This is a genomic window from Streptomyces sp. NPDC043996 (assembly GCF_056435225.1).
Map to the genome: position 1 here is coordinate 60,411 of NZ_JBWKEY010000023.1, position 24,325 is coordinate 84,735.

Consider the following 24,325-nt stretch of genomic DNA (forward strand, 5'->3'; position numbering starts at 1 on the left):
GCGAGCTCTTGTGAACCCGAGTGCGGCTTCTTCGTGGAGTTGGCTCCGGCCGCTGCCGGTACGCGGTCGGCGGACGTGAATCTCGCGCCCAGCCAGCATCCTGCAGAGGCAAGGGTTTGGCGGACGGCGTCGGTGGCCTGCTCCCTGACCGGGGACGGGTTGCATGAGCGGATGACCACGCAAGGTGGCCGAAGGCGCCGTGCGGCGGTACCCGAAGAGGATGCGACTGACGCTGCTGGGCGAGCGGCCCCTGCCCTGCTGGCTGTCAAGGCGTAAGAGTCGTGCCTTCACCAACTCATGCCTGTGCGAGATGCCCTGCGTAATTGGCGCGCTCACCTGCTCCCTGCATGGGCCGGCGCCAAGGCTGGCGAGGTAGTTTCGGCCATAGTCGCTTTACCCAGTCATGGACAACACGGGGGGAGAGCATGACGGATCCAGTCACTCTGGCCGCGGTTGGAGTCGTCGTGCTGGCTGAGGGCATTAGGTTCTGTTACGACCAGGCTGGCGAGCTCCTCACCGGCTGGCGGGAGCGCAGGACCGCCCACCAGTCGGCGGAGAGAGAGGCCGTCACTGTGACGGCACCGGCCGCACTGGGTGGTGGAACATTCCGAGCGGACGTGGATCCGACGCTGGTCGACCAGATCGCTGAGCCTCTCGCTAGGGTACGCGGGCGACTGGCAAACGTCGCCGACGGGACGCTTGCCCCTGACCTGTCCGACCAGCAATTGCTGTCAGATTTCTGCACCGCGCGAGAGCTGCTGGAACAGACCTATGGTGTGCGGCTGACGCTCACCAGCGAACTGGCCCCGGCCACGGGAACTCCCGTAGTCCGCAGCCACATCCAAATCAAGCGCCTTACTGGCCGTGCGTATGCCACCGCCGCGCACTTCGACGAGATCACCGGTCCAGCAACAGTCGATTCCAGCACCACCGTTGACACCATGGACGGCGAGAGCCGTCTCGAAGGGGTTCATGTCAAGCGGATGGGAGAAGGCCGGCGGGAGTCCTGACCGGTGAGGATCACCACCTTCGCCGACGTCGTCGCCGCCCACGTCGACTCGGCGGACAGGGTGGAGCGCACGTGGCTGTTGGAGGCCGTGGAAAGCGCGGTGGCCAAGGGCGGCGACGTCCTGGTGGTTGCCGAGCCTGGCGCAGGCAAGACGGGTCTGGCGGCGGCACTGGCCCACCGCAATCCTCGGTGGCTGCGCTACTTTATCCGGAAGGACAGCCGTACCCGGCTGTCCGGCGGCGACGTGCAGACCTTCCTGCTCACCATCGGCCACCAACTCGCTGCGAATCGACCCGAGCTGTTCGATCCGAGCCTGCTGGAAGTCGTGGTCAGCCAACGGATAGACACGGTTGGCCCGGAAGCCACCCTGACCGGCATCCGGATCGACGACCTCACCGTCTCCCCCTTCTACCGCACCGCGCTGCGCGTCGAGCAGAACATCCGCCGGATGCAGGGGCACCAGACCGGGATCGTGATCGGGCAAGCCACCGTCGAACCGCGGCTGCTGCGACCGGACAACCTCGCCATGCTCGCGCTGGGCGACCCGGCGGCCGTACTGGCGGACCGTGCGCCGCGGGAACAGATCGTGGTCCTGGTTGACGCCCTGGACGAACTATTCGGATACTCCGACGAGGAAGGGTTGCTGGACTGGTTGAGCCGCCGCCCACGGCTTCCGCCCAACGTGTCCTTCGTCTTCACCTCGCGACCAGGTCGGGAGCTGCGCGCCCTCGACAGCGCGCAAGCCGGACCGGAAACCGGCGCGGGCACGCGGCTGCGGCGCGTGGTCATCGCCCCGGCCTCCCCGCGCGTCCGCGCCGACATTCGCGCCTACGTGACGCGGCTTGCCGAGGACTCGGCCGAGGCGCTCGCAGGCGCCCCATGGCACACGGAAGACAGACAGAGCCCCGCAGAAGACGGCACAGCGGCCATCGGCGAGTCACTGGTAGTTACCCTGACAGACCGGGCCAATGGCAACTTCTCATTTGTCGTCTCCTTCGCCCGGGCGCTGCGTGCCGCGATCGAGCGCCAGGATCCGGACGCCGTCGGACGGCTTTTGGCGCACCAGGAACTGCCCCACGGCCTGGACGCGCTCTACGCGTTTTTCCTCGACCTGGTTCGACGGGCTATCGACCGAATGGGCGTCCTGCGTGTACGAACCCCACTAAGTCGCCAGGACCGCGCGGTCCCAGCCTGGGATGGAGTGGGGCGGCCACTCCTGTGCGTGCTGGCGGTGGCACGCGGCCCGGTCGACGCCGACCAACTCCTGCGACTTGGCGGGATCCGAGTATGGGCCAGTGACTGCACGGCTGTCCTCGAACGGTTCATCCAGTTTTTGGACATCGACGACGACGGTGCCATGCGCCTGTTTCACAGTTCGCTCGCCGAATTCCTTCTCGCGCCGTCCACCCGCCACTGCTATCCGGAACTCGCCGTGGATCCGGCCGAGTGGCATACCCGCATCGTGCAGAGCTACCTCGACGCGGCCGGTACGGACACGCTCCACGGCCTGGACTGGGACACGGTGGACCGGTACGGCCTGGCCTATCTTCCCGAGCACCTGCTCGCCCTGGACGACGCCCCCAGCCCCAGCGACACCGCGGTCCGTCTCCGCCTCGTGGAACTACTGACCCCGGGACTCCGCCGGGCTTCACTGCGGGCATTCGGCGGCGACGCCAGGTTCTCCTCGATAGTCGGCCTGGCCACGCACCAACTCCTCACCCGGACCTACGACCGTGACACAGTGCCCGACGCCGTGTTCCTGGGGCTGCTGCGAAGCGGTATGCACGAGATGGGGTCCCAGGTGCCGCCACTCGCCCTCGGCCTGCTTGTCCACCTGGGCCGCACGGACGAGGCCCTGCAACGGCTGTCACTGATCGGCCCGTCGCCCGTACGACTCCAGTGCCTGGTGCAGATCCGCCGGTTCGCCACCGTGGAGGAACGGGAACGGCTGGACGATCACCTCGGCGTGCACGCCGTGGTGGGCTGCGCCTTGAGCATGCCCCACCGTGGATTCTCTGCGGGTATGACACGGATCCAGGCCCTGGCGGAAGCCGCCGAGGACATCGCACTCGAAGACCTGGACCTGGCCCTGTCCGTGGCAGACCTAGCCAACTACCTCAACGGCGGGGATGATCAAGGAAGCAGCAGGTTCCGCGACGGTGCCCTGCGCGCGGCTGCGGTCGGCGCCAACGATCCGGACCAAGCACTCGGGCTGATAGGCCGGATGGCTGAGGGGAGCCGGGCCGCAGCTCTTCTCGACCTAGTGAAGCAGACGGCAGGCTCGAACGCGAAGGCCCTGCGGGCGGCGGAAGCCGAGCTGGACTGCATCGTGGATGCCGGGACAGTGGCCAACGAGGACGGACAGGAGTCCCTACCGGTCGAGGAGGCCCGCCTCGCCGTCCTGCTCCACCCTCACGCACCGAAACGGGCCGCCGCACGGATTGCGTCCCTTTGCGCCCGCCTCCCGGAACTTGGCTCTCTCGCACCGGCGGGCCGCTGGATCGGAGGCTGGGTACAAGTAGCTGATCTGCTGGGAACGGTGGCGCCGCGCACGGCCGAGGATATCCTCACACGCACCTGCCAGGTTCCCGCCGATTCGGGCACCAGCCACGCCTTGGTGACGGCGGCTGGCATATGGGCCCGCCGGGGTGAACCCGAACGTAGCCGCCAGGCAGCGGAGCGGGCACTGGAGTACTACAGAGGCCTCGGCTGGGCTGGGCCCGCCGGTGACATCGCCCGCTTGGCCGTGAAGGTGCGACCGGCAGATCCTGCCTACAGCGATCAACTGTTTGCCGAAGCACTCGGCATGTTGCCCCCGCTAACAGACGCGGCAGCAGGGGAAGAGGACGGCCAGAGCCTCCCTCTCCCGCTGGAGAGCATCGCGGAATCGCTCTTTGACGTCGGGCGCGTCGACGAGGCGATCGAGATAGCGCGGACGAGGCTGCCCCGAACTGGCCCGATGCCAGGCTCGACACCGGACATGGCCCCCGACCGCGATTCCGTGCTGGCCCGATTCGCGATGCGGCTACTGGAGTCCTCGCCTCGGCAGGCCGTAGAAGTGCTGGATGAGATCCTGAGTCCGGCGACCGGCCCGTACGACGAGGACCCAACCAGTCCGGCGGAAGCCACCGAACGGATCCGGAGGCGCTGGACCAGCGCGTTCATCAGGCCAGAGGGCTCGGACAGCCCCACGCAGCCCGCAGAGATGTCCGCCCTCGTCTATGCACACAACCACTTTCCCTACGTGTTTCGGGTGCAGGAACGGGAGTTCTACTGGGATCCGTGCGACATTGCACGCGCCGTCATTCCTCCGCCGCTCGTCGGCGGGAGTTCACACAGCTGGGCGCAGGTGGTCCGGATCGCTGCCGAAGAGGTAGCCGCGACCGATCTGAGCGCCGCCGAAAGGCTCCTGGACGGTATTGAGGATCCCGTGCACTTGGCCATCGGCACGGCAACGCTGGTGTCCCTGGCCAAAGCTGGCGGTAGCCCCGAGGCCGCCCGGTTGGAGCGGGCAATGCTGGACCACGTCCCGGAGATTCCCCGTTACACCAAGGTCCTGAGCGCCTACCCAATGGAGGACGGAGGCCTGCACCATCTCCTGTTGCCCGTCGGCCTGGCCTTCTTCGAGTGCGCCACCCGGATCTACCCGCAAGACCCCGCCATGGCCGAAATCCTCGTACTCGGGACAGGCTCCTCGTACCTGAACTCCATCCTCCACGCTGCCACCCTGTGCCAGGGCCTGTACGAAATGGCCTCAAGCCCGCGCCTACGTCGACAGCTCGGCCGCCGCGGCAGCAAGAAGTTCACCGGACGCCTCCTCGTGCGGATGAAGGACATGGACCCGCTGATCGCCTCAGTCACCCTGATGCACGCCGCCCAGGCGCTGGCGTGCGTCGGACAGCAAGTGCCGGCCGACGCGATCCCTTTGCCCGCCTACCGGGCTATGGCCGCTGTGCTGGCCGCACCGGACGCCCGGGCGGCTGCCGAGGCGGTCGACGTCTTGCCCGAGGGCGTGCGGCCTGACCATGCCGCCCTGATCACCGCCGTCGCGGCTGCCGTGGCTGCCGATGAGGAGGACTCCCGCGCTGCATATCTGACCCGGCGGGCACTTGACCATGTGGAGAGCCCTCCGACGCCGGCGATGGAGGCGGATGGCTTGCTGGCGATCCTGCAGCAGCCTGAGCTCAAGCCCTTCCTGGACCTGGCGGGAACCCTGACTCGCGCACGCCAGGCTGCCGAGGCGGTAGTTGACCCGATCGACCACTGCAGGCTACTGAGCGAACTGCTCGCGGCTGCCCTGTCACACGAGCCAGACAGCGCGACCGGCATCCTGCTGGAACTGGCCGAGTCTGGCTGGTCAGCCACGATGGCCGCCCTGGAAGTGGTGATCGGCAAGCTCATCCAGGACAACGGGATCGACATCGTCGATAGCCTGCACGAGCGGCTGCTCCGCCTGACAGAGTGCCTATCCGACCCGTTTACCCCACCCACAACGTCACTGAGCCTCCGCTCTACCACCTGCGACGGGGTCCGCCCGGCACGTCGACGTCCTGACACAGGACAGTAACTCGTTGTGAGCTCATGGCCCTTATCGAGATGGAACTCCGTCACTGGCCAGCGAAGACAAGGCCGCCTTGCCGGGGGACTCAGCGGCCGAAGTGTTACCCCCAGCCTGTCACTCGTCCTCCAGCCCCTAGTAGTGCTTCGTTAGGGCCTGTAAAGCTTTCGGTGTAACTCGTGGGGTTGTTGAGTCAGATGTTGGCTGCTGAGAGGCGCCCGTCGAAGACGATGTCGAATGCCTGCAAGGCCCGCTTCCAGCGGCTGGTCCACCGCTTGCGGCCCTTCCCCGTCGGGTCCAGGGACATGACGGCGAGGTAGACGCACTTCATGGCAGCGGCCTCCGAGGGGCAGTGCCCGCGGGCCCGCACTGCCCGGCGGATGCGGGCGTTCACGGACTCGATCGCGTTGGTGGTGCACACGATCCGGCGGATCTCTGCGTCGAACTGCAGGAACGGCAACTCGGCCCAGGCGTTCTCCCAGAGCCGCACGATCGCCGGGTACTTCCCGCCCCAGGTCTCGGTGAACTCGAGGAAGCGGGTGGTGGCCGCGTCCTCGGTCGGCGTGGTGTAGACCGGCTTGAGGGCCTTGGAGATCTTGTCCCAGTCCTGCCGGGCCGCATACCGGAACGACGCCCGCAGGAGGTGAACCACGCACGTTTGCACGACAGTTCGCGGCCAGACCTCACCGACCGCGTCGGGCAGGCCCTTCAGACCGTCGCAGACCAGCATGAGCACGTCCTCGACGCCGCGGTTCTTCAGCTCCGTCAGGACCCGCAGCCAGTGCTTGGCGCCCTCGCCGCCCTCGGCGCCGGCCCACAGGCCGAGGATGTCGCGGTGCCCCTTGGCGGTGACCGCCAAGGCCATGTAGATGGGCCGGTTGGCGACCTGCCCCTCCCTGATCTTCACGTTGATGCAGTCGATGAACACGACCGGGTAGACGCGGTCCAGAGGCCGGTTCTGCCAGTCGGACATGCCCTCCATCACCGCGTCGGTGATCGTGGAGATGGTGGTCTTGGAGACCTCGGCGCCGTACACCTTGGCGAGATGAGCCGAGATCTCCCCGTGCGTGAGCCCCTTCGCGGACAGCGACAGGACCATCTCGTCCACGCCGGTCAGCCGACGCTGCCGCTTCTTGACGATCTGCGGCTCGAAGCTGCCCTCGCGGTCCCTGGGAACCTCGATCTCGACCGGGCGGACGTCCGTCAGCACGGTCTTCGACCGCTTGCCGTTGCGCGAGTTGCCGCCGTTCTTGCCCGCCGCATCGTGCTTGTCATAGCCGAGGTGGTCGGTGATCTCGCCGTCGAGCGCGGACTCCAGCAGCCGCTTCGTCAGCTGCTGCAGCAGCCCGCCCTCGCCGGTCAGCTGCAGCCCGTCGGCCTGGGCCCGGGAGACGAGCTCCTCGATGAACTTCTCGTCCATGCCTGCTGACGGGGCCGGCTGAACGGCCACGGCGCCGGTCTCTGCATCGGCTATGTTCTCGCTGGTCACAGGTGCGATCCTCCATGATCGGAGTTACACCGTTCTATTTACAGGCCCGCGGTTCCTAGAATGTCGGCAGGAACGTATGACGGGCAAGCCAATTGGGGGGCACAAGGGGGTCCTTCCGCGGACGGAACGAGCGGTGGTGGAAGGACGATGGTCCGAAGGGTCTCCGGTTTCGCTGACCGGGGATCCGCAGCTATATGTGGGAACGCGGACACGGCCAGGCGAACGGACAGTCGAGTCGGCCTCGAGCCTGGCGGGGATGGCGAGCCTTTTGTGCTCTCCGGGCGACCACCTACAGTGGCATGTCCACGGTATGCGTTGGGGGAATGCGAGCATGGGCGATGTGCAAGCGTGGGAGTACCGGGCGTTGGTGGTTGGCGTCGAGGGGCCTCGCTCGGATCTGCAGGAGGAGTCCCGCCCTGTATGGCCGGTGCTGTCCTATGCTCCTAGCTGTGCTGACCAGGTGCGTACCGCCCTCGGTGCGTTCCGTTATCACGCACATCTCGCGAGCCCGGATCCCGCTGGTTCGGCTATCGCATTGAAGAAGGCTGTCGAATCGGTGTTGAGGGCGGGCCCCGGGTTCGTCGTAGTGCACCTCCTGGCACATGGCGTCCGGGGCCAAAACAGCGGAGGGTTGTATGTGGTGGGAGGCGATGGAGAACGCACTGACATCGACATAGAGGGCTGGCTCAAACTCGTTGAGGATGCCGAACCGGAGCGGCAGGCGCCGTATGTGTTGTTCTTGCTGGACTTATGTTACTCCGGTAGGGCAGCCCGAGTGGACTGGCAGCACATCATGCGCGCTGAGCGTCGCCGGACCTGGGTGATCGCCGCGAGCGAGATCGATGAACCAGCCTATGACGGCCGCTTGTCCCGGGCTGTTGCCGAAGTACTGACCGGATTCGCCGAAGAGCGCATACGAGTGGACCCGTCAGTGCCGCACATTCCTCTGTCACTCTTCTGCCGTCACGTCAAGAAGCAAGTCGAGGACTACGCGGCGGAGGGGCCGGAGCAGCGGGTGCTGAGTCCTGTGGCCCCGCTCGACGCTGATCTTACCGGCTTGGCGTTCTTCCCCAATCCCGCGTATGGCTGGGATCCGATGGGTTCCGGTACTCGGTCGCGGGTGGATCGTATAGCCAGTGCGCTGCTCGACGAGACCGCGGACGTGTGGCACTTTTCCAGCCGCGCTTCCGGCACGGAGGCGGTGTTCGAGGAGGACAGCCCTGGTCTCTACCGGGGCCGGGATGCTGAAGTGCGGTCCTTGTCGGCCTGGTTGCGCGGCGAGGGTGAGGACCTGCGGGTGGTCACTGGCAAGCCGGGGGTAGGTAAGTCGGCGCTGCTGGGTGCTTTGGTCTGCGCTGCCCACCCGGCTCTGCGTCGTGACACCCACTGGTTGTGGCAGGCCCTTGCCGACCCTCCTCCAGCCGTTGACGGCTTGGCGGTAGTCCATGCACGGCAGCGTTCGGTGTCCGATGTAATGGCCGGGCTGGCACGCCAGTGGGGGGTGGGGCCGGCGCGGACTGCCTCCGAGATCAAGGCCGCTCTTGATGGTCGCGAGCGTCCGCCGGTGCTTGTCCTGGATGCGCTGGACGAGAGCGAACATCCGAGGGAGTTGATGGACGAGTTGCTGGCGCTGGCTCCCGCCTGCCGGATGCTGGTGGGGGTTCGCTCGGAGCGTCGCTTCGCACCATTGTTCAAGCGTGCAGGTCATGGCCGTCTCGATCTGGACCGGGTGCCGAGGCGTCGCTTGCGCGGTGAATTGCGAGATTACCTGCGCGACGTGCTGGTCACCTCACCCCGCTACGCGACGGCGGACCGTGAGCTGATTGCCGGTCAGCTTGCCGACGGTATTGCCCGCACGCTGGTGCGTCACCGGATGCGGCACTGCGGTGAGTTCCTGGTGGCCGCGCTGTACGTGCGCCACGTCCTCGCCCTGCCGGTTCCGGAAGGTCTTGCCGAGATACGCCAGCTTAGCGGCGCGGTGCCGCGTGACCTGCGGCGCCTCTTGGAACTGGACCTGACGGTTCGCAGGGAAACACTGTGGCTGTGTGAGGTTCTCTCGGCCCTGGCGTTCGCCCGGGGTGCCGGAATGCCGGAGGAGGTGGTGCAGGAGGTGGCCGTGGTCTTCGGCACGGGCAGGCCGGATTCCGAGCAAGTTCGGAAGGCGCTGGACGCAGCCCGCTTCTATCTGCGCCGCGATGTGGACGAGGAAGGCAGGACGGTGTATCGCCTCTTCCAGCAGGCCCTGGCCGACGAGCTTCGGTCTGAACCGTGGCACGCCGAGGCCGTGTTCGTACGGCTCCTGTCCACCCTCAGCACCCCTCGCGGCTGGGACACGGCAGATCCGTACCTTCTGCGCCACCTCGTTCAGCACGCCGATGAGGCCGGGCGGCTGGACGAGCTGCTGAGCGATGTGGAGTTCCTGGTGCATGCCGATGCCACAGCGCTGCAGGAAGTTTTGGGGTCGAAGCAGCACCGGCACGCGCGCCATCTTCCCTTACCTGCTGACCTCTATGCAGAGTACCTGGACCAGCACCACAACCGGCTCCCGGAACAGCGTCGCCAGATCCTGTCCATAGCTGCGCTCATGCGCGGCGAGCACGACCTGGCCGCGACCCTCGCCGCAGGGGCTGTCTGGCATGCGCATCGGATCGCGGAGATACCCTGGAACGGTGGCGGGCCCTGGGTCCCAGACGAGGCAATCTGGCGAGGTCTGTTCCATCCCTCTGACATCACTGCTCTGCTGCCGGTCAACCTGAACGGCCAGCCCCAGCTGGTGGCTGCGGCAGAAGATGGACATACGCGCGTGTGGGACCTTCGTAACCGCACATTGGCCGGATCTACAGAAGAGTCATGGTCCGGTGCGGCGGACTCAGCCTTCCGCGGCGTATCAGACATGGCCTTCATCGTCCTGGACGGGCGCACAATTGGGGTTTCGGCGCGGTGGGACAAATATGTCCTCGGATTCAACGATGTCGGCCGGTCGGACGTCAGCACGTGGGAGTTGCCAGGCCTCCGGCTTATCAACGAAAGTGCAGAAATCGACGGTCAACGCTTCCTGAGCGTTGCTTGCACCCTGGTACGCGACCGCCCGACAGCCGTCCTGTGCAGCGCCGTAGACATCAAAGACTACGCGGGTGGCACATTCCGTGAAGGTGACGGGCTGTTGCTGCTATGGGATCTGCGCAAGAATCGACAGCTGGGCGAACCATTGGTCTCTCACGGCGCTGGCCTTTGGTCCGTGGCGGTGGCGACTGTGGGAGGTCATCCGCATGCGGTGACCGGGGGAGCGGATGGCACGGTACGCGTCTGGGACTTGGAAGCCCGTGTCCAGACGCAGGTGCTGGCGGGTCATCAAAAGAGTGTGGATTGCGTGGCGGTGGCGACTGTGGGAGGGCGCCCGCATGCGGTGACCGGCGGAGCGGATCGCACGGTACGCGTCTGGGATCTGGAAACCGGCACCGAGCACAGTGTGCAGTGGCTGCCGGAGAGGCCCAGACATGTCGCGGTCGCTACCGATGGCACCGTAGTAATCGCCATGGCCAATACCGTCATCGCCCTGGAACCGGGTCCTGACCTTCCACCGTTTCAGCCACTCAACCCGGCCACCTTCTCTGACCGATCCAACCCTTGAGAGAGCCCAACTGCTATGTCTCTCATCGTCGGTGTGCACGGCATCGGAAACTACGTGTCCGGCTATGCGCCAGAGGAAGTTGCCACCCAACGCGCCGCTCTCTGGGCTGCCAGCCTCTCCGCTGGCCTTGACATCCCCTTCACAGCCAACGATGTGGCATTTGCATACTATGCCCACCATCTGAGCCGCGGACTGCCGGTTGCCCATGGTCAGCCCGACGACGTCCTGGCTCATCTCTCCCCGGATGAGAGCGCGCTGGTCGCCCACTGGTTGGAAGCCCTGAATCTGCCTCAGGCCACCGCGCAAGGCCGTCTGGCTGTTCCGTTGCGGCACGCCGTCACCATGGTGGCCAAGCACTTCAACTTGGACGGCCGACTCACCCGGGCCTTCATCGCCCTCTGCTTCCGGGAAGTCGCCGCATACATGCGCGCCCCGGACAGTCCCGTCCGCCACGCGGCGTGTGAGGAGGTTGCCTCGGTGATCGCAGCCCACCGGCCGCGGGTGGTCATCGCCCATTCCCTTGGCACAGTGGTCGCTTATGAGGCCCTGCACGCTCACCCCGAGCTGGCCGTCGAACTGCTCATCACCCTGGGCTCACCCCTCGCTCTGCCTCATGGTGTCTTCCACCGCCTGCTGCCCGCCCCCGTCGAGGGCCGGGGCGCTCGCCCGCCCGGCGTCGGCTGCTGGGTGAACGTGGCAGACCACGGTGACCCCGTAGCAATCCTGCGTCCCCTGAAGCGGTACTTCCCCGGCATAGACCTAGATCTCCAAGACAGCATCCGCCTCTTCGACTTCCACCGCGCGGCCAGTTACCTTCGCAGTCCGGCCGTCGCCGCTACTCTGGCGCCATACCTGTCATGCCGCCGCTTGAAGCGGTGAATCATTCCCCCTGTGATGCACAACGTCCACGCGTGTAGCCATCCGAAAATGGCGCGGGGGAGGACAGGGCGGTGAAGCGGCCGGTTGTGCGGATGGGTGCCGATGCGGAGGTGTGGGTTCGGCGTGTGGGGGCGGTGGTGGTCGCCGGGGTTGCGGCGTACGCCTCGTACGTCCATCAGCTGGAGTTCGTGCTGCAGGGTGGGGCGGACCGGGCCAGTGCGACGCTGTGGCCGCTGTCGGTGGACGGACTTCTCCTGCTGTCGACGGTCGTGGTGCTGAAGCGGTCCCGCGGCGGCGGCCGGGCGTGGTGTGGCTGGCATTTCTACTCGGATTCGCTGTCTTCCTCGCGGTTGTGGCGGTGGTTTTGGTTTTTGGGTGGTTGGGTTGTTGTGGCCTGGGGTTTTGTTTGTTGGTTGGGATTTTGGGCTGGGGTGAGGTGTGTTCTGTGGTGGGGGACGGGTCTGGCGGTGGTTGTTCGGTTTGGGTGTTCGGGGTGTTGTGCAGGGGTTTCGTGGGTGTGTGGGATTGATCTTGGGTGTGTTGTTGATCGGGATGGTGCGTCGGGGGGTAGCGGCGCGGCGGCGGCCGGGGACCGGGCACTCGCAGTCGTTTCCGCGTCGGCCGGGGCCTTCGCGCCGCGGTCAGTCCGGCCGCGGCAGGCCAGGACGAAAGCCGCCGGATGAAATGGAGGAGCAGCTTGTTGACGCCCTCGGGCCGTTTCCGTTCGCCGTGGCCGAAGCGCAAGACCTCCCAGGACGCCGTCGGCGCGGTGAGCCTTGGCCCACCCGTCTGAGGGGAGACGGCACGGACGTACCCGGGGCGACTGGATGCGACAAGGCGGTCACCAGCACCAGAAAATGATGCGCGGCGCCCGTGTGTTCCGTCGGCACGGACATACCTCAGCCAGGCGGCTCAGGGGGGCCGTCTTACAGTTCCAGCAGGGCCCAGCGCCGGTTCCCCGCCTCGCCTGGTTCGGTGTCGGCGCCGCAGGACAGCACCCCGAGCGCGGCGACCTCCTCCAGGAACGCCTCGTCGCTCTGGCCGGGCCCGCCGTCCTGGTGGGAGAGGGCCATGATCAGGGCTGCGCCGTCCTGGTCGGCCACGTGGATGGTGATGCGCTGCCCGCCGTCACCCAGCGCGGCCCCGGCCAGCAGGCGGGTCACTGCGCCGCACTTCTCCCGCTGTGCGGCGCTGGTGAGGTGTCCCCAGGAGCGCAGCTGTTCGACGACCTTGGCCGCGGCCTTGGCCTGCGACCAGGGAGCGCATTCCAGGGCCCAGTTGGCGGCGCGCCGGTTGGCGATCAGCGCTGCCGGGCGGCGGCGGGCGGGTGGCGTGCCGGTCTGCTTCTGTAGCGGAGTCGGGGGGTCGGGAGGCGGCGGCGAGGGAGGTTTCTTCGGCGGGGGCGGGGTCTTGGGCGGATAGTCGGGCCGAGGCTTCACGGGGGTGTTCTGCCAGGCGTCGTCCATGAAGCGAAGGTACTCCCGAACAGCAGCCAGAGACCCGGTACTTCATGATTTGCCCCACCTCGCCCGCGGGCGGGGCAGGAGCTTGTCTCACACGTCACCGAGTGAATGGCGATGAAGGTCCCTGACGGCGCGGTCAGCGGAGACCCCGATAACGCTGCCGACCGTCCCTGCACGGCAGTCCTGGCCGTGCCGTAGCCGTTGGTGGTCTGAGGCGACCAGCCTCAGACCACCACCCTGCGCGGCCGCCGGAGCCGTACGCCGGGACGCTTATCCACCGTTGAGCCGCTGTTGATCACCAGATGCCAGCTTTCTCCGCGAAGCCCCGGCGTCGTCGTACCCGTACGACACGAGCGTTCACGAGAGACAAGGACCCATCAAGTGTCACAGCAGCAGCCTGGCCGCCGTACCGCGCTCAAGGCCGCGGGGGCCGGTGCCCTCGCCGTCGCCGCCGGTGCCGTGGCCGCCACCCCGGCATCCGCCCACGACACCACGACCACGACCCCAGGGGAGCACACGCTGGCCGCACAGCTGCGCCGCGCGCTGCCCGACGACCGGGTACTGGTCCCCGGAGACGCGGCCTACGACGCGGAGCGCGCCGCCTACCACCGGGTCATCGACCACCACCCGGCGGCGATCGTCCTGCCGTGCCATGCCGATGACATCGCCACCGCCGTGCGCATCGCCTCCCACCACCGCGTGCCGATCGCCGTGCAGGCCACCGGCCACGGCATCTCCCGCTCCGCGCACGGCGGGCTGCTCATCAACACCCGCCAGCTCAAACGCATCCGCATCGACCCCTCCCGGCGCACCGCCGTAGTGAGCCCCGGCGTGGTCTTCTCCGAGCTCATCGACGCAGCAGCCGCGCACGGCCTGGCGCCCGCCACCGGCTCAGCGGTCGACGTCAGCGTCACCGGATACACCAGCGGCGGCGGCCTCCCAGTGATCGGACGCACCGTCGGCTTCGCGGCCGACCACGTCACCCGCATCGACCTGGTCGACGCCAAGGGACGACGGCGCAGACTCACCCCGCACCGCGACGCCGACCTGTTCTGGGCGGCACGCGGCGGCAAGTCCAACTTCGGCGTGATCACCGAAATCGAGACAGCCCTCTTCCCCCTCACCCGCCTGTACGGCGGAAACATGCTGTTCACCGGCGGCATACCCGAACTGCTCAGGGCCTACCAGAAGTTCACCCACAACCTCACCGAACGCATGACGACCTCACTGGCGATCGTGAACGTCCCCACCAACAGCCCCGCCTTCCCCGAACCACTGCGCGGCAAAACCCTCGCCAAGCTCCGCGTCGCCTTCACCGGCGACACGACCGAAGGCGAGAAACTGCTGCGCCCGCTGCGCGCCCTGGGTCCCGTCCAGGACAGCGTGGCCGAGATGCCGTACACCGACATCGCGAAGATCTACGCCGATCCGGCGGGCCCGATCCGCACCCGCGAGCGCGCCGGTGCGCTGCGGGCACTGGACGACACGACACTGCGGCGCCTGCTGCGGGCCGCGGGCCCCGATGCCAACCGGCCCCCGATGATCGTCGAGCTCCGCCACCTCGGCGGCGCCCTCGCACGCGCCCCCAAGCACCCCAGCGCGGTCGGACCGCGCGATGCCGCATTCAACCTGTTCGTCGCGGACGTGGCACCCGATCCGGGCAAGGACGCCGCCCTCGAAGCCGGGCAGCAGCAGCTCTTCGACATCCTCGGCCCCTCCCTGACCGGGCACACACAGCCCAACTTCCTCACTGACCACGACAAGACCGCCACACGGGTACGCCGCGCCTACCGCCCACGGGACTACGAACGCCTCACCACACTCAAGCGCCGCTACGACCGCCACAACCTCTTCCGCGTCAACCACAACATCCCGCCCGCGGCCTGACCGGCCAGGAACGAGCAGGCATCCGGCCCGGCCGCCCCGGCCGGGCCGGACACCGCACCCACCGGCCAGGGCACGGCACGGCACCGCACTCACCAAGCAGAGAGCGGCCAGGCCCTCGGGCACCCGCTGATCAGGGTGCGTGAGTCGTCCCGACCACGCCGCCTCCACGGCCTACAGCGGCGCCGGACGGCTCGCGGAGGCCGGGCATCAGCGGGCGTGCAGGTAGCTGAACACGGACCCGTTGATACGTGGCCAGAGCGCGGCTCTGCACCACATGACAGGCCAAGCAGGCACGTACCCGCGCCGTGCCGATGGCGCTGAGACCGATGCCCTCGCCGGGCGGCAGCGCCCGCGGGCACCACACGCACACAACACCGGCCCGCTGCTCCGGGGCGAGCGAGCTCAACGGGGGGCACGACGAACAGCCGCAGCGGCTCGCTCACGTCACTCATGCCGGCTCGCTCCCGCCCACCGTGTTGTTCCAGCTGCTCCGTAGCCGGGCCAGTCCTCCTCTAGCCATGCAGCGCACAGGCGGGAGCCTTCGACGCAGCTGGTGAGGAGGCCGGTGTGGATGAGGAGGGCAGGCATCGAGGTGGTCGCGGTAGGCCCGGCACGGGTCCGGGTACTCGTAGTCGTCCAGGAGAGGGTTCTGCAAGATGTTCGAGGCGGTCATCGGCGGCGCGCAGCGCACCGTCTGACGGAAGGGGAACCGGTGATCGAGGCCGAGCTGAAGGCGCAAGTGCGCGCGCCGGAAACAGTCATGGACGAGCTGGACAAGCGGGCGCCCGCCCGCATCGAGGTGTACCAGGACACCTACTATGACCGACACGACGCCTCGCTGGCGGCAGCGGACCAGGAGCTGCGAGTGCGCACGGTGCACGGGCCACAGAGCACACGCACGGTGCTGACATTCAAGGACACGTCGGTTGATGACGCGTCCGGATCCAAGCCTGAGCACGAGGTCTTCGTCGAAGGCGTGGAAGCAGCGCACGCGATCCTTCGCGGCCTTGGCCACGCGGTGGTCATCGCGTTCGAAAAGCACTGCCGCAACTACGAGTTCGAGGCCAGGGGGCGACAGATGCTGGCAACGCTCGTACGCGTCCCCGAACTCGACGGCGTGTTCCTCGAAGTCGAAACACTGGTAGAGGAAGCCGAGCTGGCCGACGCTCTGGCAGACATCCGGGCCGTGCTCACCGAACTCGGCATCACTGCTGGCGACCTCACAAAGGAGACATACACAGGGGCAGTAGCTGCTCAGCGAATGTGACCCTGAGCGCGCGAATACCCGGTGGCCATGACAGGCCGCTGCTGGGCAGAGCTGCGCCGCTCCCTGCGGGCTGCACCCAGGCTTGGACGATCTGCTGGCCGCCAGCAGCGGCCGTATCTGGGGCGCCCGCCGTGTCACTGGCCCTCGGCAAAGGCACCCGCGCGGGGGACTGGCTGACGACAGTGAGCCGCAGGGCGGGCAACCCGATCACGCCATGGTTCTGGACGTCACGCGGTTCAGGGATGAGCCTCGGTCAGGACTCGCAGTGAGGCTTCTAGTGCCAGTGGCCGGTACAGCTCACTGGCGTGCTGGCCGGTGGCGGCCACGCTCGCGCACTGCGCGGCGAGCTGTTGCGCGTCGATGAGGCCGATCTTGGCGAGGCGGAGATCAGGCAGCCAGCTCTCCAGAAGCGGGCGGCCGTGATGGCGCATGGCGCTCTCGCAGGTGGTGGTGAAGTTTTCCGGGATCGGCGGGTGGGCGACCTCGGCGGAGTACCCGGCCCGTTCCAGCAGGCGGCGCATGAGGTGCTTGTTACGGCGCCAGGCGTGCGGAAGGGACTCGGCGAACCGCAGGATGAGCGGGGTAGCCAGCGGGCTGATGGGCCACAGGCCGTGACGCATGGCGGTGGCGCTGTGAACGCCGACGGAGGCGACGGTGGAGGCGTGCAAGACGGAGGCCGGGGCAAGGTCCTCCGTCAGGTGCGGGAGGTGGCGGCGTGCCTGGGGGCCGAGGTGGCCGGGGACGGGCCGCAGGTTCCACGGGTCGCCGCTGCGGGCTCGCTCCTCGGGTCGCTGGAAGCACAGCTCGTCGCCACCGATGCCGGTCAGGACCCACCGCACTCCAGCATCCCGCAGGCAGGTGTACAGCTCGCTCATGGCTTCGGCGTAGGTGCCGTCCAGCGGGCTCCAGCGGCGTCCGGCGGTGCGGCGGCCGCCGGGCCGGAAGGGGGCGCAGTCTTCGACGGGCACGGTCACGTCGGGGCCGAGCCCCGCGCGTTCGCTGATCTGGTGCCGTCGGCGGGCCTGCTGGGCGCCTGCGCGGCCGCCGAGGAGGAGGGCGGCCGTGCGGGCGGAGCCGACGGCCTCGGCGGCGGCCAGAGCGGTCATGGTGCTGTCCATGCCACCGGACAGCTCCACCGCGCACTGCTCGGCGGTGAGCGGACGGGCGGTGATCTCCTGCCGCAGCAGGCCGGTGAACGCGGCCACGGGGTCGGCGTCCTCGCGCAGGACACGCGGGAGAGAGTGCGGGGCCGGTTCCGGGTAGGCGAGGACGAGCCCACAGGAAGGGCTCCAGGAGGCGGTGGCGCGTTCGGTGAGCCGGTGGACACCGCGGAACACGGTGGCGGTGCTGTACCGGGGGCGGTAGGCGAGATACGCCGTGACCTCCCGCTCGTCCAGGTCGCCGGGGTCGGGGGCCAGATCGAGGACGTCCCAGGAGGCATCCAGCCTGCCGTGGGCGGCACGCAGGTAGAGGGGTGCGACGCCGCGCGGCCCGCACGTGATCCGGACCGGCTGCCCGTCGGTGACCTCCACTCGCATGACGTGCAGTGGCCACTGCTCGGCCTGGTCGAGCATGCGCTGGTACCCGCTGCTGCTGACGCTCTGGCGGTACGTCGTCATCTGAGGCTGCCCGGTGGCCACTTCACGGACGATCAGGGCGGCCCGCCGGGGCTGGCGGGCCACGAAGACGACGTGCTCGACGGCCGGGTGCGCGAACGGCTCGACCCACGAGGCCCCGCACCACCAGCGGCGCCCGTCAAACCGCCAGCCCTCCGCGTCCGGGGCGCCCTCTAACCGCAACTTGAACATGTCGTTTCCTCCCCTTTCGGATGTGGAGCCAGGCGGGGCGGCCCGAGGCCGCCCCGCCCGGTTGCGGTCAGATGTCGTCAGTCTCGGTCTGGGTGTCGGAGTTTCCTTCCTTCTTCGTGTAAAGCAGGTCCAGGCCCGGAACCGTGCGGACCTCCTTGTCCGCGAACAGGCCCTCGAACGGTGTGGGGTCGTGCATGCCGGTCACCTCTCTCGTTGGCGGTACGCGTGGTGGTGCGGCCCGGTCACCCCAACGGAGTGCCGGAGTCTTTGACCAGTTCCGCCAGCGCGGGGAGAAGTTCCGCGCGGCGGGCCATCAGGTAGGCGGTGCGGCCCTTGCGCTGCGGGGTGTGGACGAGCTGCCAGCCCTGCACGTCGCGGTAGTAGGCCATCAGCCGTTCGACGAACGTGCCGCGACGCACCCAGGTGATGCCGTCGCGGGCGGCCCGGCCCAGCGCCCACCAGGCCATGAGGCGGCCCGGCTGGTGCTGCCGGTGGTCGGGGTGGGTGAAGGACGACGCCAGGAACAGCGCGCTCTCCTGCAGTTCCTCAGGCGTCCAGCCCCACTCGGGTGTCGTGGTGAACACGCTGGTGCAGCCGATGATCTGTTCGCCCTCGGTCAGTACCCACACGGGGAAGTGGGGGTTGGCGGCCTGCGAGGCGACGATCCGCACGTCCTCTTCGGTGCGGGGCCAGTCGGGGATACCGCGCTCGCGCATCCACGCGCACCGCGCACGCACCATGACGGCGATGGGCTCCTGGTCCCCGGCGGCGGCCGGACGCACCATGTACACAAGCAGCTCCCTGGCAGTTCGACGGTGGCACGTGACCTGCAGCGCACGCGCCGCCCCAGTCTGGCCAGACCGAGCGTCCGCAGGCGGCGGGCCGCGGTGAGGGTCCCGCCCGCCCGATCGCGGGGTCTGGGCTCGGGCGGGCGGGAGATCAGTCGTGCGGCGGGATGTCCGCACGGGAGACGGGCTGCTCCGGTGCCTGACTACGCAGCTCGGTGTCGAGGGCCGCCCCGAACAGGGCAACGCTCACCGCGGAGCACAGCGTGCCGATGACGGCCAAGGCGGGGGTGAGCAGGTCGCGATCGTGCGCCGGGGGCCGGTGCTGGCCTTTCACGGCTTGCCCCAGCGGGCGTCGTGGTCGGCGAGCAGGCGGCCTGCCTGCGCGTACAGGCGCTCCATCTCGGCGGGGGTGAGGATCGCCGTGGCCTCGCAGGTGGTGCCGTCCTCGAAGTGGACCAGGAGGGGCATGGACGCCTGGCTGGCCCGCCGGTCGTAGACCGGCTCCGGCTCCTTGGCGAGCGTGGCGTGGGTGGGCCTGGCCGGGACCGGCGTGAGCGCGGTGCCGTCGGCGGGCGCGGTCCACTCCTCGTCGCCCGCGGGCGACCGCAGGCGGTAGTCGGCGCACTCATCGCTGGGCAGGGCCGTGATGATACCGATCCGTCCGCCCCTGCCCGGGTCAGCGGCCAGGTCACCCGTGCGGGGCAGGAAAGGGCATGCCGTGCCCAGCAGGGTTCCTTGCAAGGGCTGATGGGGGGCCGGTCTTCCACTCATGGTCGTTCTCCGTCCCTGCGTATGCCGTCCGGTCACATCAGAGAACTCCCGGCGAGGAAGATCAGTGGACACAAGAGGGACACAACGCCTCAGGGCCATAAGGGAGTTGGTTTCCGGACAGACGCCCCCGTGCGACAGTTGAGAGCATGGAAAAGGCACCAGCGGCCGGGGAGAACATCGCGGTCCTGCGCAAGGCGCGGGGACTGGGCCAGACCAAGTGCGCCCGGATGATGGGGATCTCGGTTTCCTACCTGAAGAAGATCGAGGGAGCCCAGCGGCCGGTTACGCCGCCGGTCGCGGCCGCAGCGTCGAAGGCCCTGCACGTGACGACCGGGAGGATCTACGGACAGCCCTTCCGCAGCCCCCTGGAGCAGGCCGACCACCTCCACGCGCTGCGTCTGGCCGTGCGCCGCCACACCCTTCCCAGCGAGGACACCCCGCCCCAGGGCGAGCTGGCCGTGGGCCTTCAGACCGCAGCCCAGCTCAGGGCGGACACCAAGTACCTGGAGCTGCTGCGGATACTGCCCAGGCTCCTCGGGCAGGCGACCGCGACCGCCCTCGACGCGGGCGGAGACGCCACCGCGTGGGGCCAGGTCGCGGACCTGTACGGGTGCGCGTACGCCGTCGCCCACCGGATGGGCGAGTACGACCTGGCGGACATGATCGTCTCCCGGCAGTCATGGGCCGCACAGCGAACCTGGAACCCCGACGCCGAGGCCGCCACCGCATGGAACCTCGCGGGCACCTTTCAGTCGGCCGGCCAGTACGACGAGGGACTCGCCATCGTCGAGCAGGCCATCTCCCAGTACGAACAGGCCAGAGGCAGCGGCACCGACCACATCGTCACACTCGGCTCCCTCCACCTGCGCGGAGTCGTCCTGGCCTCACGCAACCGGGACGAGCACGCCACCGACGACCACCTGCGCCACGCCAAACGCCTCGCCACCCAGCTCGGCGACCACGGCGACCTCCTGCGGCACAACCTCACCTTCGGCGCGGGCAACACCGCCCTGTACGAGCTCGCCGCCCACATCGAGCTCGACCGGCCCGACCGGGCCGTGGAAATGTCCGACCCGCTCAAGGACAACCCTCCCCGGGGACTCGCCGCTTCTCGGATCGGACGCCTGTGCATCGACGGGGCCCGGGCAGCGCTGGCGACTCACCACCTGGACGAGGCCGAGCGCTGGCTGGACCGCGCGTTCGCAGTCGCTCCGCAGATGACGCAGATCCACCCCATGAGCCGCGAGGTCATCCGCGTCCTGTTCGTCATGCACCAGCGGAGCAAGCCCGCCCTGCTGGCCATGGCCAAGCGAACCGGCCTTACCGACTGACCACGGCGGATCACGTGACTCTCGACCTGCGTGCCTAGGCGCACAAGGGTGGCCGACCTCCATGAACGGGGCTCGACGTACTGGGCGACACGCTGGAAGTGGGTCCTACTGGTCTTGAGCCGCGCTTCGGGTGAGCGATAAGCTCCCTCGCCAGTGGCGGATGTGCCCGCCCGCTTCCGAGCCGGTGAGCGCCCACGCTGCGAACGGCGCCGAGGACAAGGGTCCATGACTCGCACGACGGGACTCGCCCGTCGAGAACCGTCTGCGCCGGTCTTCCAAATCCGTAGCGGGACGCGTGGGGTTCTGCAGGCGAGGACACGGAATGACCAAAAACAAACAGCAGAAGCAAGCTATCCGAAAGCGGATGGCCGAGACCGACGAGCCCTATACCCAAGCTCGCCGCCGACTGCGCTCAGCCGAGTCGGACGTCCCCGACTTCGTGGCCCTGTGCGGAGCTTGCGGCAACACGGTAGATCCCAAGACCGGCATGATCTGGGTCAGTTGGCTCGAGCACCGAGCTGCACGAGAAGCGTACGAGCAGTGTGAGCGAGACCGAATTGATCGGCGCCGTGAGCTGGAGGCGCTTGGTGACGCTGCGACTGTGCAAGACCACCTGCACCTCGGGGCAATTCGCCAGCCAGACACACCGTGGCCCGCGCGCTGGAAAGTTCACCACCATGCTTGCTGGCACAACCTCGACACCCGCTGGATGGCAGGTGTCGGGAGCATGCCCTACAACATCACGATCGAGCGCATTCGAACCTACTCGGCAATGGTGTGGTGGAGCGCTCACTTTGCGCGCAAAGGATACACCCGCACCACGGACTGGGATCTGGTCCTCAACGAGGCCCACGGAGAAGTATTCGATCGTGACTGGATCGCGACCCCCCGCCGATTTCAGCCTGTTGATTCAGCTCGGCACCCCTAGACATTGATCGGGTTCGGCCCGCACCCGATCCGGGTGCGGGCCGAACCCGATCCGGAGCAGAGTGCCTGCCCGACGCGCGGCGCTCGCACCGGCACCGTGGGCGACATGGGCGCACCGCACTGGTGGGTACCGGAGCGCTATGGGCCGTGCGTCGCGTTGACGAGGTACCCCTCGCCCGCACTGTCCGCGGCAAGAGCGCTTGCTGTCTCCGAACGGCCGTCAGTGGCACGTGAGACCGTGCCAACTATGAAGCACCCCAAGGTTGATCACGCTGCCGTAACGCGCGAACTACGTGCCTCAGGCGTCGCGCCCGTGGATCCTTACCCCGGCCGGGTATCCTTACGTTTCAAAGTCCGCTGTCTCACACCGAGTTGCAAGGGACACGCGGAGCCAATCCCGACATACCTCAGTCAAGTCAGGACGCTGGCGCGTAACGGCGAAGTGGCTTGCAAGTATTGCCGGAACCGCAAGCGGGCACTCAGAAGACGCGCAGACATGATCAAGCTCGGGCGCATGCTGCCTCTGGAGGAAGTCGTCGATGTGAAGACTTCCACCCGGTCCTTGTGCCTTCGCTGCCTGAGGGTGTGTGAGCCCGGCCCGAGGCTGGACAACATCAGGAACGGCAAGCAGGGCGGCTGCGAACACTGCGGCGGCAAGAGGCGCCTCTCGGATGGGGCGGCCCGGCAGCGTGCCTACGACTGGGGATACATACCCGACGCAGATATCCCGTATGCGAACGATGCAACGAAGTGGCCCGGGCGCTGTCGGGCCAAAGGGCACCGTTGCGCCCCCGTCCTCAACAGTTACAAGCGAAGCGGCACCTGCGAAACATGCGCTGATCATGGCTTCAAGCCGGATCGACCCGCCCTCCTCTACCTGGTCGTCAAGCCCGATCTCATTGCGGCGAAGATCGGGATCTGCGAGGACAGCCCCACGAACGGGCGCCTCGCTGAGCACCGCCGTAACGGCTGGAACCAGGTGGAAGCCATGCCGTTCGAGGTCGGCGCTGACGCCCGAGCCGTCGAGGAGGCGATTGTTCGATCATGGCGCACCCAGGGGTTCGAGCCTGTGCTAGACAACGGATTCGGCTACGTCGGCTACAGCGAGACCGTCTCGATTAACCAGGTGTCGATTGCCAAGATCTGGGAGTCGGTGTGCGTGGCCGCCGAGCAAGTCCTGACGTCAGGTCGGGCGCGCTCTCTCAGTCCACTTGCCTAACGTGCTAGAGGCATACTACCTGCGGCTTTACTTGACAACCCTAGATAACGATCATTTCGAGGGCGTGTGTGAGTTGTGCGTCGGAGATCCAACCGAGGCGCACGACCGGTTCGCCTGGTCCGTGGAGACCCTGTCGGCTCTGCGGGAGCAGGTGCCGCGGGCCATCGTCACTACGGACCAGGCGCTCGCCCGCATCAGGCTCAGCGAGCCGTAAGACGCCGTGCAGCTGCTGCACCGATGCGTTGCTGCCGCGTCGGCCACGGGGGCCGGGTTTCCGCGCTTCGCCTGCGACAGGCTCGCCGCGAACTGCGGCCATGGAGGCGGGAGCATTGGGTGGCCGATCTCGATGACCACCTGATGGATGTTCTCGGCTCTTGATGGTTGAGAGAGGGAGCGCGTTGGACCCGGAATAGGCACTAATTCACAGTAGAGTGAAGGTATTTGAGGTATCCTGGAAGCCGTGGTGTACGGCTGTCAAGAAAGGGGAATGAAGCGGTATGCCGGAGAGGAATGATGAGTTCGGAAAGTATGGCGCTCGTGGCATTAAGGGCCATGAGGCTGTTGCTCGTCAGCTCGATCGGCTTGCTGGTTTCATTGCTACTCCGATTACTGTGCGGCGTGGTCTGGTGGCGCGTCTGCATTACCTGACCCGTACTGAGCGTTCCCGTCGAGCTGCGCGTGAGGCGGGTCTGACGGTCACTGACCGTACGTTGAAGGCGTGGCTGGAGGGCAAACAGAGCCCGTCGAAGCGGAACTTGGAGAGGATCGAGGCTGCCTACCGGGCTGTTCGTCGCCGTAACGTGGCCCGTTACCTTCTGGCCCGTCTGAACCGGGATGCTCGTGGGACCCGTGTGAAGTTCCATCCGGTGAACCAGTCTCAGGTGGAGAGGCCGCGTCAGCGGGTGGTGGAATTCCGTGCCCTGAACGTCCGCCACTGGGACCGTATTATCGATGCCTGGGTCAGGGGAGATAGTGTTGCCCTTGATGAGGCTTGGGTTGATGATGCCGTTGTGGATCTCGGCTCGCAGTGGGGGCAGTTCGAGTATGTTTCGAATATTGGGTTTGCTGCCTAATTCCTTCAGGATTTGTGGGGAATCCATGATCCGTCAAGCAGAAATAAGAGGTCTGACGTAGCGTCAGAATTTGTTCTGACGCTACGTCAGACAGATACGGAAAGCAAAAATGACGGACCGTCAATCCTGTTGATGGTCTGCGGGAGCGTGTCAGTTGGGCATTGTTGCCTGAGTGTCAGTGACGCAGCCTCAGTGACCTGCTGGTTGGAACTGACGGGTAGTGCC

The 24,325-nt window shown here is 67.4% G+C and carries 19 protein-coding genes; 12 read left to right on the forward strand and 7 right to left on the reverse strand.

What is annotated here, in order from left to right; genetic code table 11:
- Window positions 1-425 precede the first annotated feature (425 nt).
- Window positions 426-1,010, forward strand: coding sequence for a hypothetical protein (locus AC07A4_RS39890; protein WP_478609097.1), 585 nt, complete (start codon window positions 426-428; stop codon window positions 1,008-1,010).
- 3 nt (window positions 1,011-1,013) lie between these two features.
- The gene (locus AC07A4_RS39895) at window positions 1,014-5,576 is read left to right on the forward strand and encodes a hypothetical protein (RefSeq protein ID WP_478609100.1); all 4,563 of its coding nucleotides are present in this window, start codon (window positions 1,014-1,016) and stop codon (window positions 5,574-5,576) included.
- A 184-nt stretch (window positions 5,577-5,760) separates the two neighbouring features.
- Here the strand turns inward: AC07A4_RS39895 and AC07A4_RS39900 are convergent, their stop codons facing one another.
- Window positions 5,761-6,987 (reverse strand): IS256 family transposase, encoded by a 1,227-nt coding sequence (locus AC07A4_RS39900; RefSeq protein ID WP_478609142.1) that lies wholly within the window; start codon window positions 6,985-6,987, stop codon window positions 5,761-5,763.
- Window positions 6,988-7,387: 400 nt separating this feature from the next.
- On the opposite strand from AC07A4_RS39900, the gene AC07A4_RS39905 reads away from it, so the two are divergent.
- The 3 genes from AC07A4_RS39905 (at window position 7,388) to AC07A4_RS39915 (ending at window position 12,249) form a co-directional block, all read left to right on the forward strand.
- On the forward strand, window positions 7,388-10,687 hold the full coding sequence (locus AC07A4_RS39905; protein WP_478609102.1) for an nSTAND1 domain-containing NTPase: 3,300 nt from the start codon (window positions 7,388-7,390) through the stop codon (window positions 10,685-10,687).
- Between the two features lie 15 nt (window positions 10,688-10,702).
- Window positions 10,703-11,566 carry a hypothetical protein gene (locus AC07A4_RS39910; RefSeq protein ID WP_478609104.1) on the forward strand — a complete coding sequence of 288 codons (864 nt, stop codon included), beginning with the start codon at window positions 10,703-10,705 and terminating at the stop codon, window positions 11,564-11,566.
- 92 nt (window positions 11,567-11,658) lie between these two features.
- Window positions 11,659-12,249 (forward strand): DUF2637 domain-containing protein, encoded by a 591-nt coding sequence (locus tag AC07A4_RS39915; RefSeq protein WP_478609144.1) that lies wholly within the window; start codon window positions 11,659-11,661, stop codon window positions 12,247-12,249.
- Window positions 12,250-12,492: 243 nt separating this feature from the next.
- Here AC07A4_RS39915 and AC07A4_RS39920 read toward each other — a convergent pair whose 3' ends face one another.
- Window positions 12,493-13,032, reverse strand: coding sequence for a hypothetical protein (locus tag AC07A4_RS39920; protein WP_478609107.1), 540 nt, complete (start codon window positions 13,030-13,032; stop codon window positions 12,493-12,495).
- A 378-nt stretch (window positions 13,033-13,410) separates the two neighbouring features.
- On the opposite strand from AC07A4_RS39920, the gene AC07A4_RS39925 reads away from it, so the two are divergent.
- Together AC07A4_RS39925 and cyaB are read left to right on the forward strand one after the other, a co-directional pair.
- Complete coding sequence (locus AC07A4_RS39925; RefSeq protein ID WP_478609110.1) at window positions 13,411-14,916, forward strand: FAD-binding oxidoreductase; 1,506 nt, start codon at window positions 13,411-13,413, stop codon at window positions 14,914-14,916.
- 712 nt (window positions 14,917-15,628) lie between these two features.
- The gene (cyaB, locus tag AC07A4_RS39930) at window positions 15,629-16,183 is read left to right on the forward strand and encodes a class IV adenylate cyclase (protein ID WP_478609113.1); all 555 of its coding nucleotides are present in this window, start codon (window positions 15,629-15,631) and stop codon (window positions 16,181-16,183) included.
- Between the two features lie 236 nt (window positions 16,184-16,419).
- Here cyaB and AC07A4_RS39935 read toward each other — a convergent pair whose 3' ends face one another.
- From AC07A4_RS39935 to AC07A4_RS39955, 5 genes are all read right to left on the reverse strand, one after another.
- The gene (locus AC07A4_RS39935; RefSeq protein WP_478609115.1) at window positions 16,420-17,991 is read right to left on the reverse strand and encodes an asparagine synthase-related protein; all 1,572 of its coding nucleotides are present in this window, start codon (window positions 17,989-17,991) and stop codon (window positions 16,420-16,422) included.
- Window positions 17,992-18,058: 67 nt separating this feature from the next.
- Window positions 18,059-18,187 (reverse strand): hypothetical protein, encoded by a 129-nt coding sequence (locus AC07A4_RS39940; RefSeq protein WP_478609116.1) that lies wholly within the window; start codon window positions 18,185-18,187, stop codon window positions 18,059-18,061.
- A 46-nt stretch (window positions 18,188-18,233) separates the two neighbouring features.
- Window positions 18,234-18,776, reverse strand: a complete 543-nt coding sequence (locus tag AC07A4_RS39945) for a GNAT family N-acetyltransferase (protein WP_478609118.1) — start codon at window positions 18,774-18,776, stop codon at window positions 18,234-18,236.
- Window positions 18,777-18,930: 154 nt separating this feature from the next.
- Window positions 18,931-19,113: a hypothetical protein gene (locus AC07A4_RS39950; RefSeq protein ID WP_478609121.1), complete on the reverse strand. Its 183-nt coding sequence runs from the start codon at window positions 19,111-19,113 to the stop codon at window positions 18,931-18,933.
- Window positions 19,110-19,550 carry a hypothetical protein gene (locus AC07A4_RS39955; protein WP_478609123.1) on the reverse strand — a complete coding sequence of 147 codons (441 nt, stop codon included), beginning with the start codon at window positions 19,548-19,550 and terminating at the stop codon, window positions 19,110-19,112. The genes AC07A4_RS39950 and AC07A4_RS39955 overlap by 4 nt, the downstream gene beginning before the upstream one ends.
- A gap of 146 nt (window positions 19,551-19,696) precedes the next feature.
- Between AC07A4_RS39955 and AC07A4_RS39960 the strand changes: the two genes are divergently transcribed.
- From AC07A4_RS39960 to AC07A4_RS39980, 5 genes are all read left to right on the forward strand, one after another.
- Window positions 19,697-20,881 carry a helix-turn-helix domain-containing protein gene (locus AC07A4_RS39960; RefSeq protein WP_478609125.1) on the forward strand — a complete coding sequence of 395 codons (1,185 nt, stop codon included), beginning with the start codon at window positions 19,697-19,699 and terminating at the stop codon, window positions 20,879-20,881.
- 322 nt (window positions 20,882-21,203) lie between these two features.
- Window positions 21,204-21,809: a hypothetical protein gene (locus AC07A4_RS39965; RefSeq protein WP_478609127.1), complete on the forward strand. Its 606-nt coding sequence runs from the start codon at window positions 21,204-21,206 to the stop codon at window positions 21,807-21,809.
- 495 nt (window positions 21,810-22,304) lie between these two features.
- Window positions 22,305-23,027 carry a hypothetical protein gene (locus tag AC07A4_RS39970; protein WP_478609130.1) on the forward strand — a complete coding sequence of 241 codons (723 nt, stop codon included), beginning with the start codon at window positions 22,305-22,307 and terminating at the stop codon, window positions 23,025-23,027.
- A 64-nt stretch (window positions 23,028-23,091) separates the two neighbouring features.
- A complete protein-coding gene (locus AC07A4_RS39975) occupies window positions 23,092-23,241 on the forward strand; it encodes a hypothetical protein (protein ID WP_478609133.1) in 150 nt (49 codons plus the stop codon).
- 283 nt (window positions 23,242-23,524) lie between these two features.
- Complete coding sequence (locus AC07A4_RS39980; protein WP_478609136.1) at window positions 23,525-24,100, forward strand: transcriptional regulator; 576 nt, start codon at window positions 23,525-23,527, stop codon at window positions 24,098-24,100.
- Window positions 24,101-24,325: the final 225 nt, after the last annotated feature.

Bases quoted from the DNA above. Each gene is read 5' to 3' on its own strand.
- AC07A4_RS39905 (WP_478609102.1), top strand. From the start codon at position 7,388: ATGGGCGATGTGCAAGCGTGGGAGTACCGGGCGTTGGTGGTTGGCGTC.
- AC07A4_RS39980 (WP_478609136.1), top strand. From the start codon at position 23,525: ATGCCGGAGAGGAATGATGAGTTCGGAAAGTATGGCGCTCGTGGCATT.
- AC07A4_RS39890 (WP_478609097.1), top strand. From the start codon at position 426: ATGACGGATCCAGTCACTCTGGCCGCGGTTGGAGTCGTCGTGCTGGCT.
- AC07A4_RS39955 (WP_478609123.1), bottom strand. From the start codon at position 19,550: ATGAGTGGAAGACCGGCCCCCCATCAGCCCTTGCAAGGAACCCTGCTG.
- AC07A4_RS39940 (WP_478609116.1), bottom strand. From the start codon at position 18,187: ATGCACGACCCCACACCGTTCGAGGGCCTGTTCGCGGACAAGGAGGTC.
- AC07A4_RS39915 (WP_478609144.1), top strand. From the start codon at position 11,659: ATGGGTGCCGATGCGGAGGTGTGGGTTCGGCGTGTGGGGGCGGTGGTG.
- AC07A4_RS39910 (WP_478609104.1), top strand. From the start codon at position 10,703: ATGTCTCTCATCGTCGGTGTGCACGGCATCGGAAACTACGTGTCCGGC.
- AC07A4_RS39900 (WP_478609142.1), bottom strand. From the start codon at position 6,987: ATGGACGAGAAGTTCATCGAGGAGCTCGTCTCCCGGGCCCAGGCCGAC.
- AC07A4_RS39970 (WP_478609130.1), top strand. From the start codon at position 22,305: ATGATCAAGCTCGGGCGCATGCTGCCTCTGGAGGAAGTCGTCGATGTG.
- AC07A4_RS39965 (WP_478609127.1), top strand. From the start codon at position 21,204: ATGACCAAAAACAAACAGCAGAAGCAAGCTATCCGAAAGCGGATGGCC.
- AC07A4_RS39960 (WP_478609125.1), top strand. From the start codon at position 19,697: ATGGAAAAGGCACCAGCGGCCGGGGAGAACATCGCGGTCCTGCGCAAG.
- AC07A4_RS39920 (WP_478609107.1), bottom strand. From the start codon at position 13,032: ATGGACGACGCCTGGCAGAACACCCCCGTGAAGCCTCGGCCCGACTAT.
- AC07A4_RS39945 (WP_478609118.1), bottom strand. From the start codon at position 18,776: ATGGTGCGTCCGGCCGCCGCCGGGGACCAGGAGCCCATCGCCGTCATG.
- AC07A4_RS39935 (WP_478609115.1), bottom strand. From the start codon at position 17,991: ATGTTCAAGTTGCGGTTAGAGGGCGCCCCGGACGCGGAGGGCTGGCGG.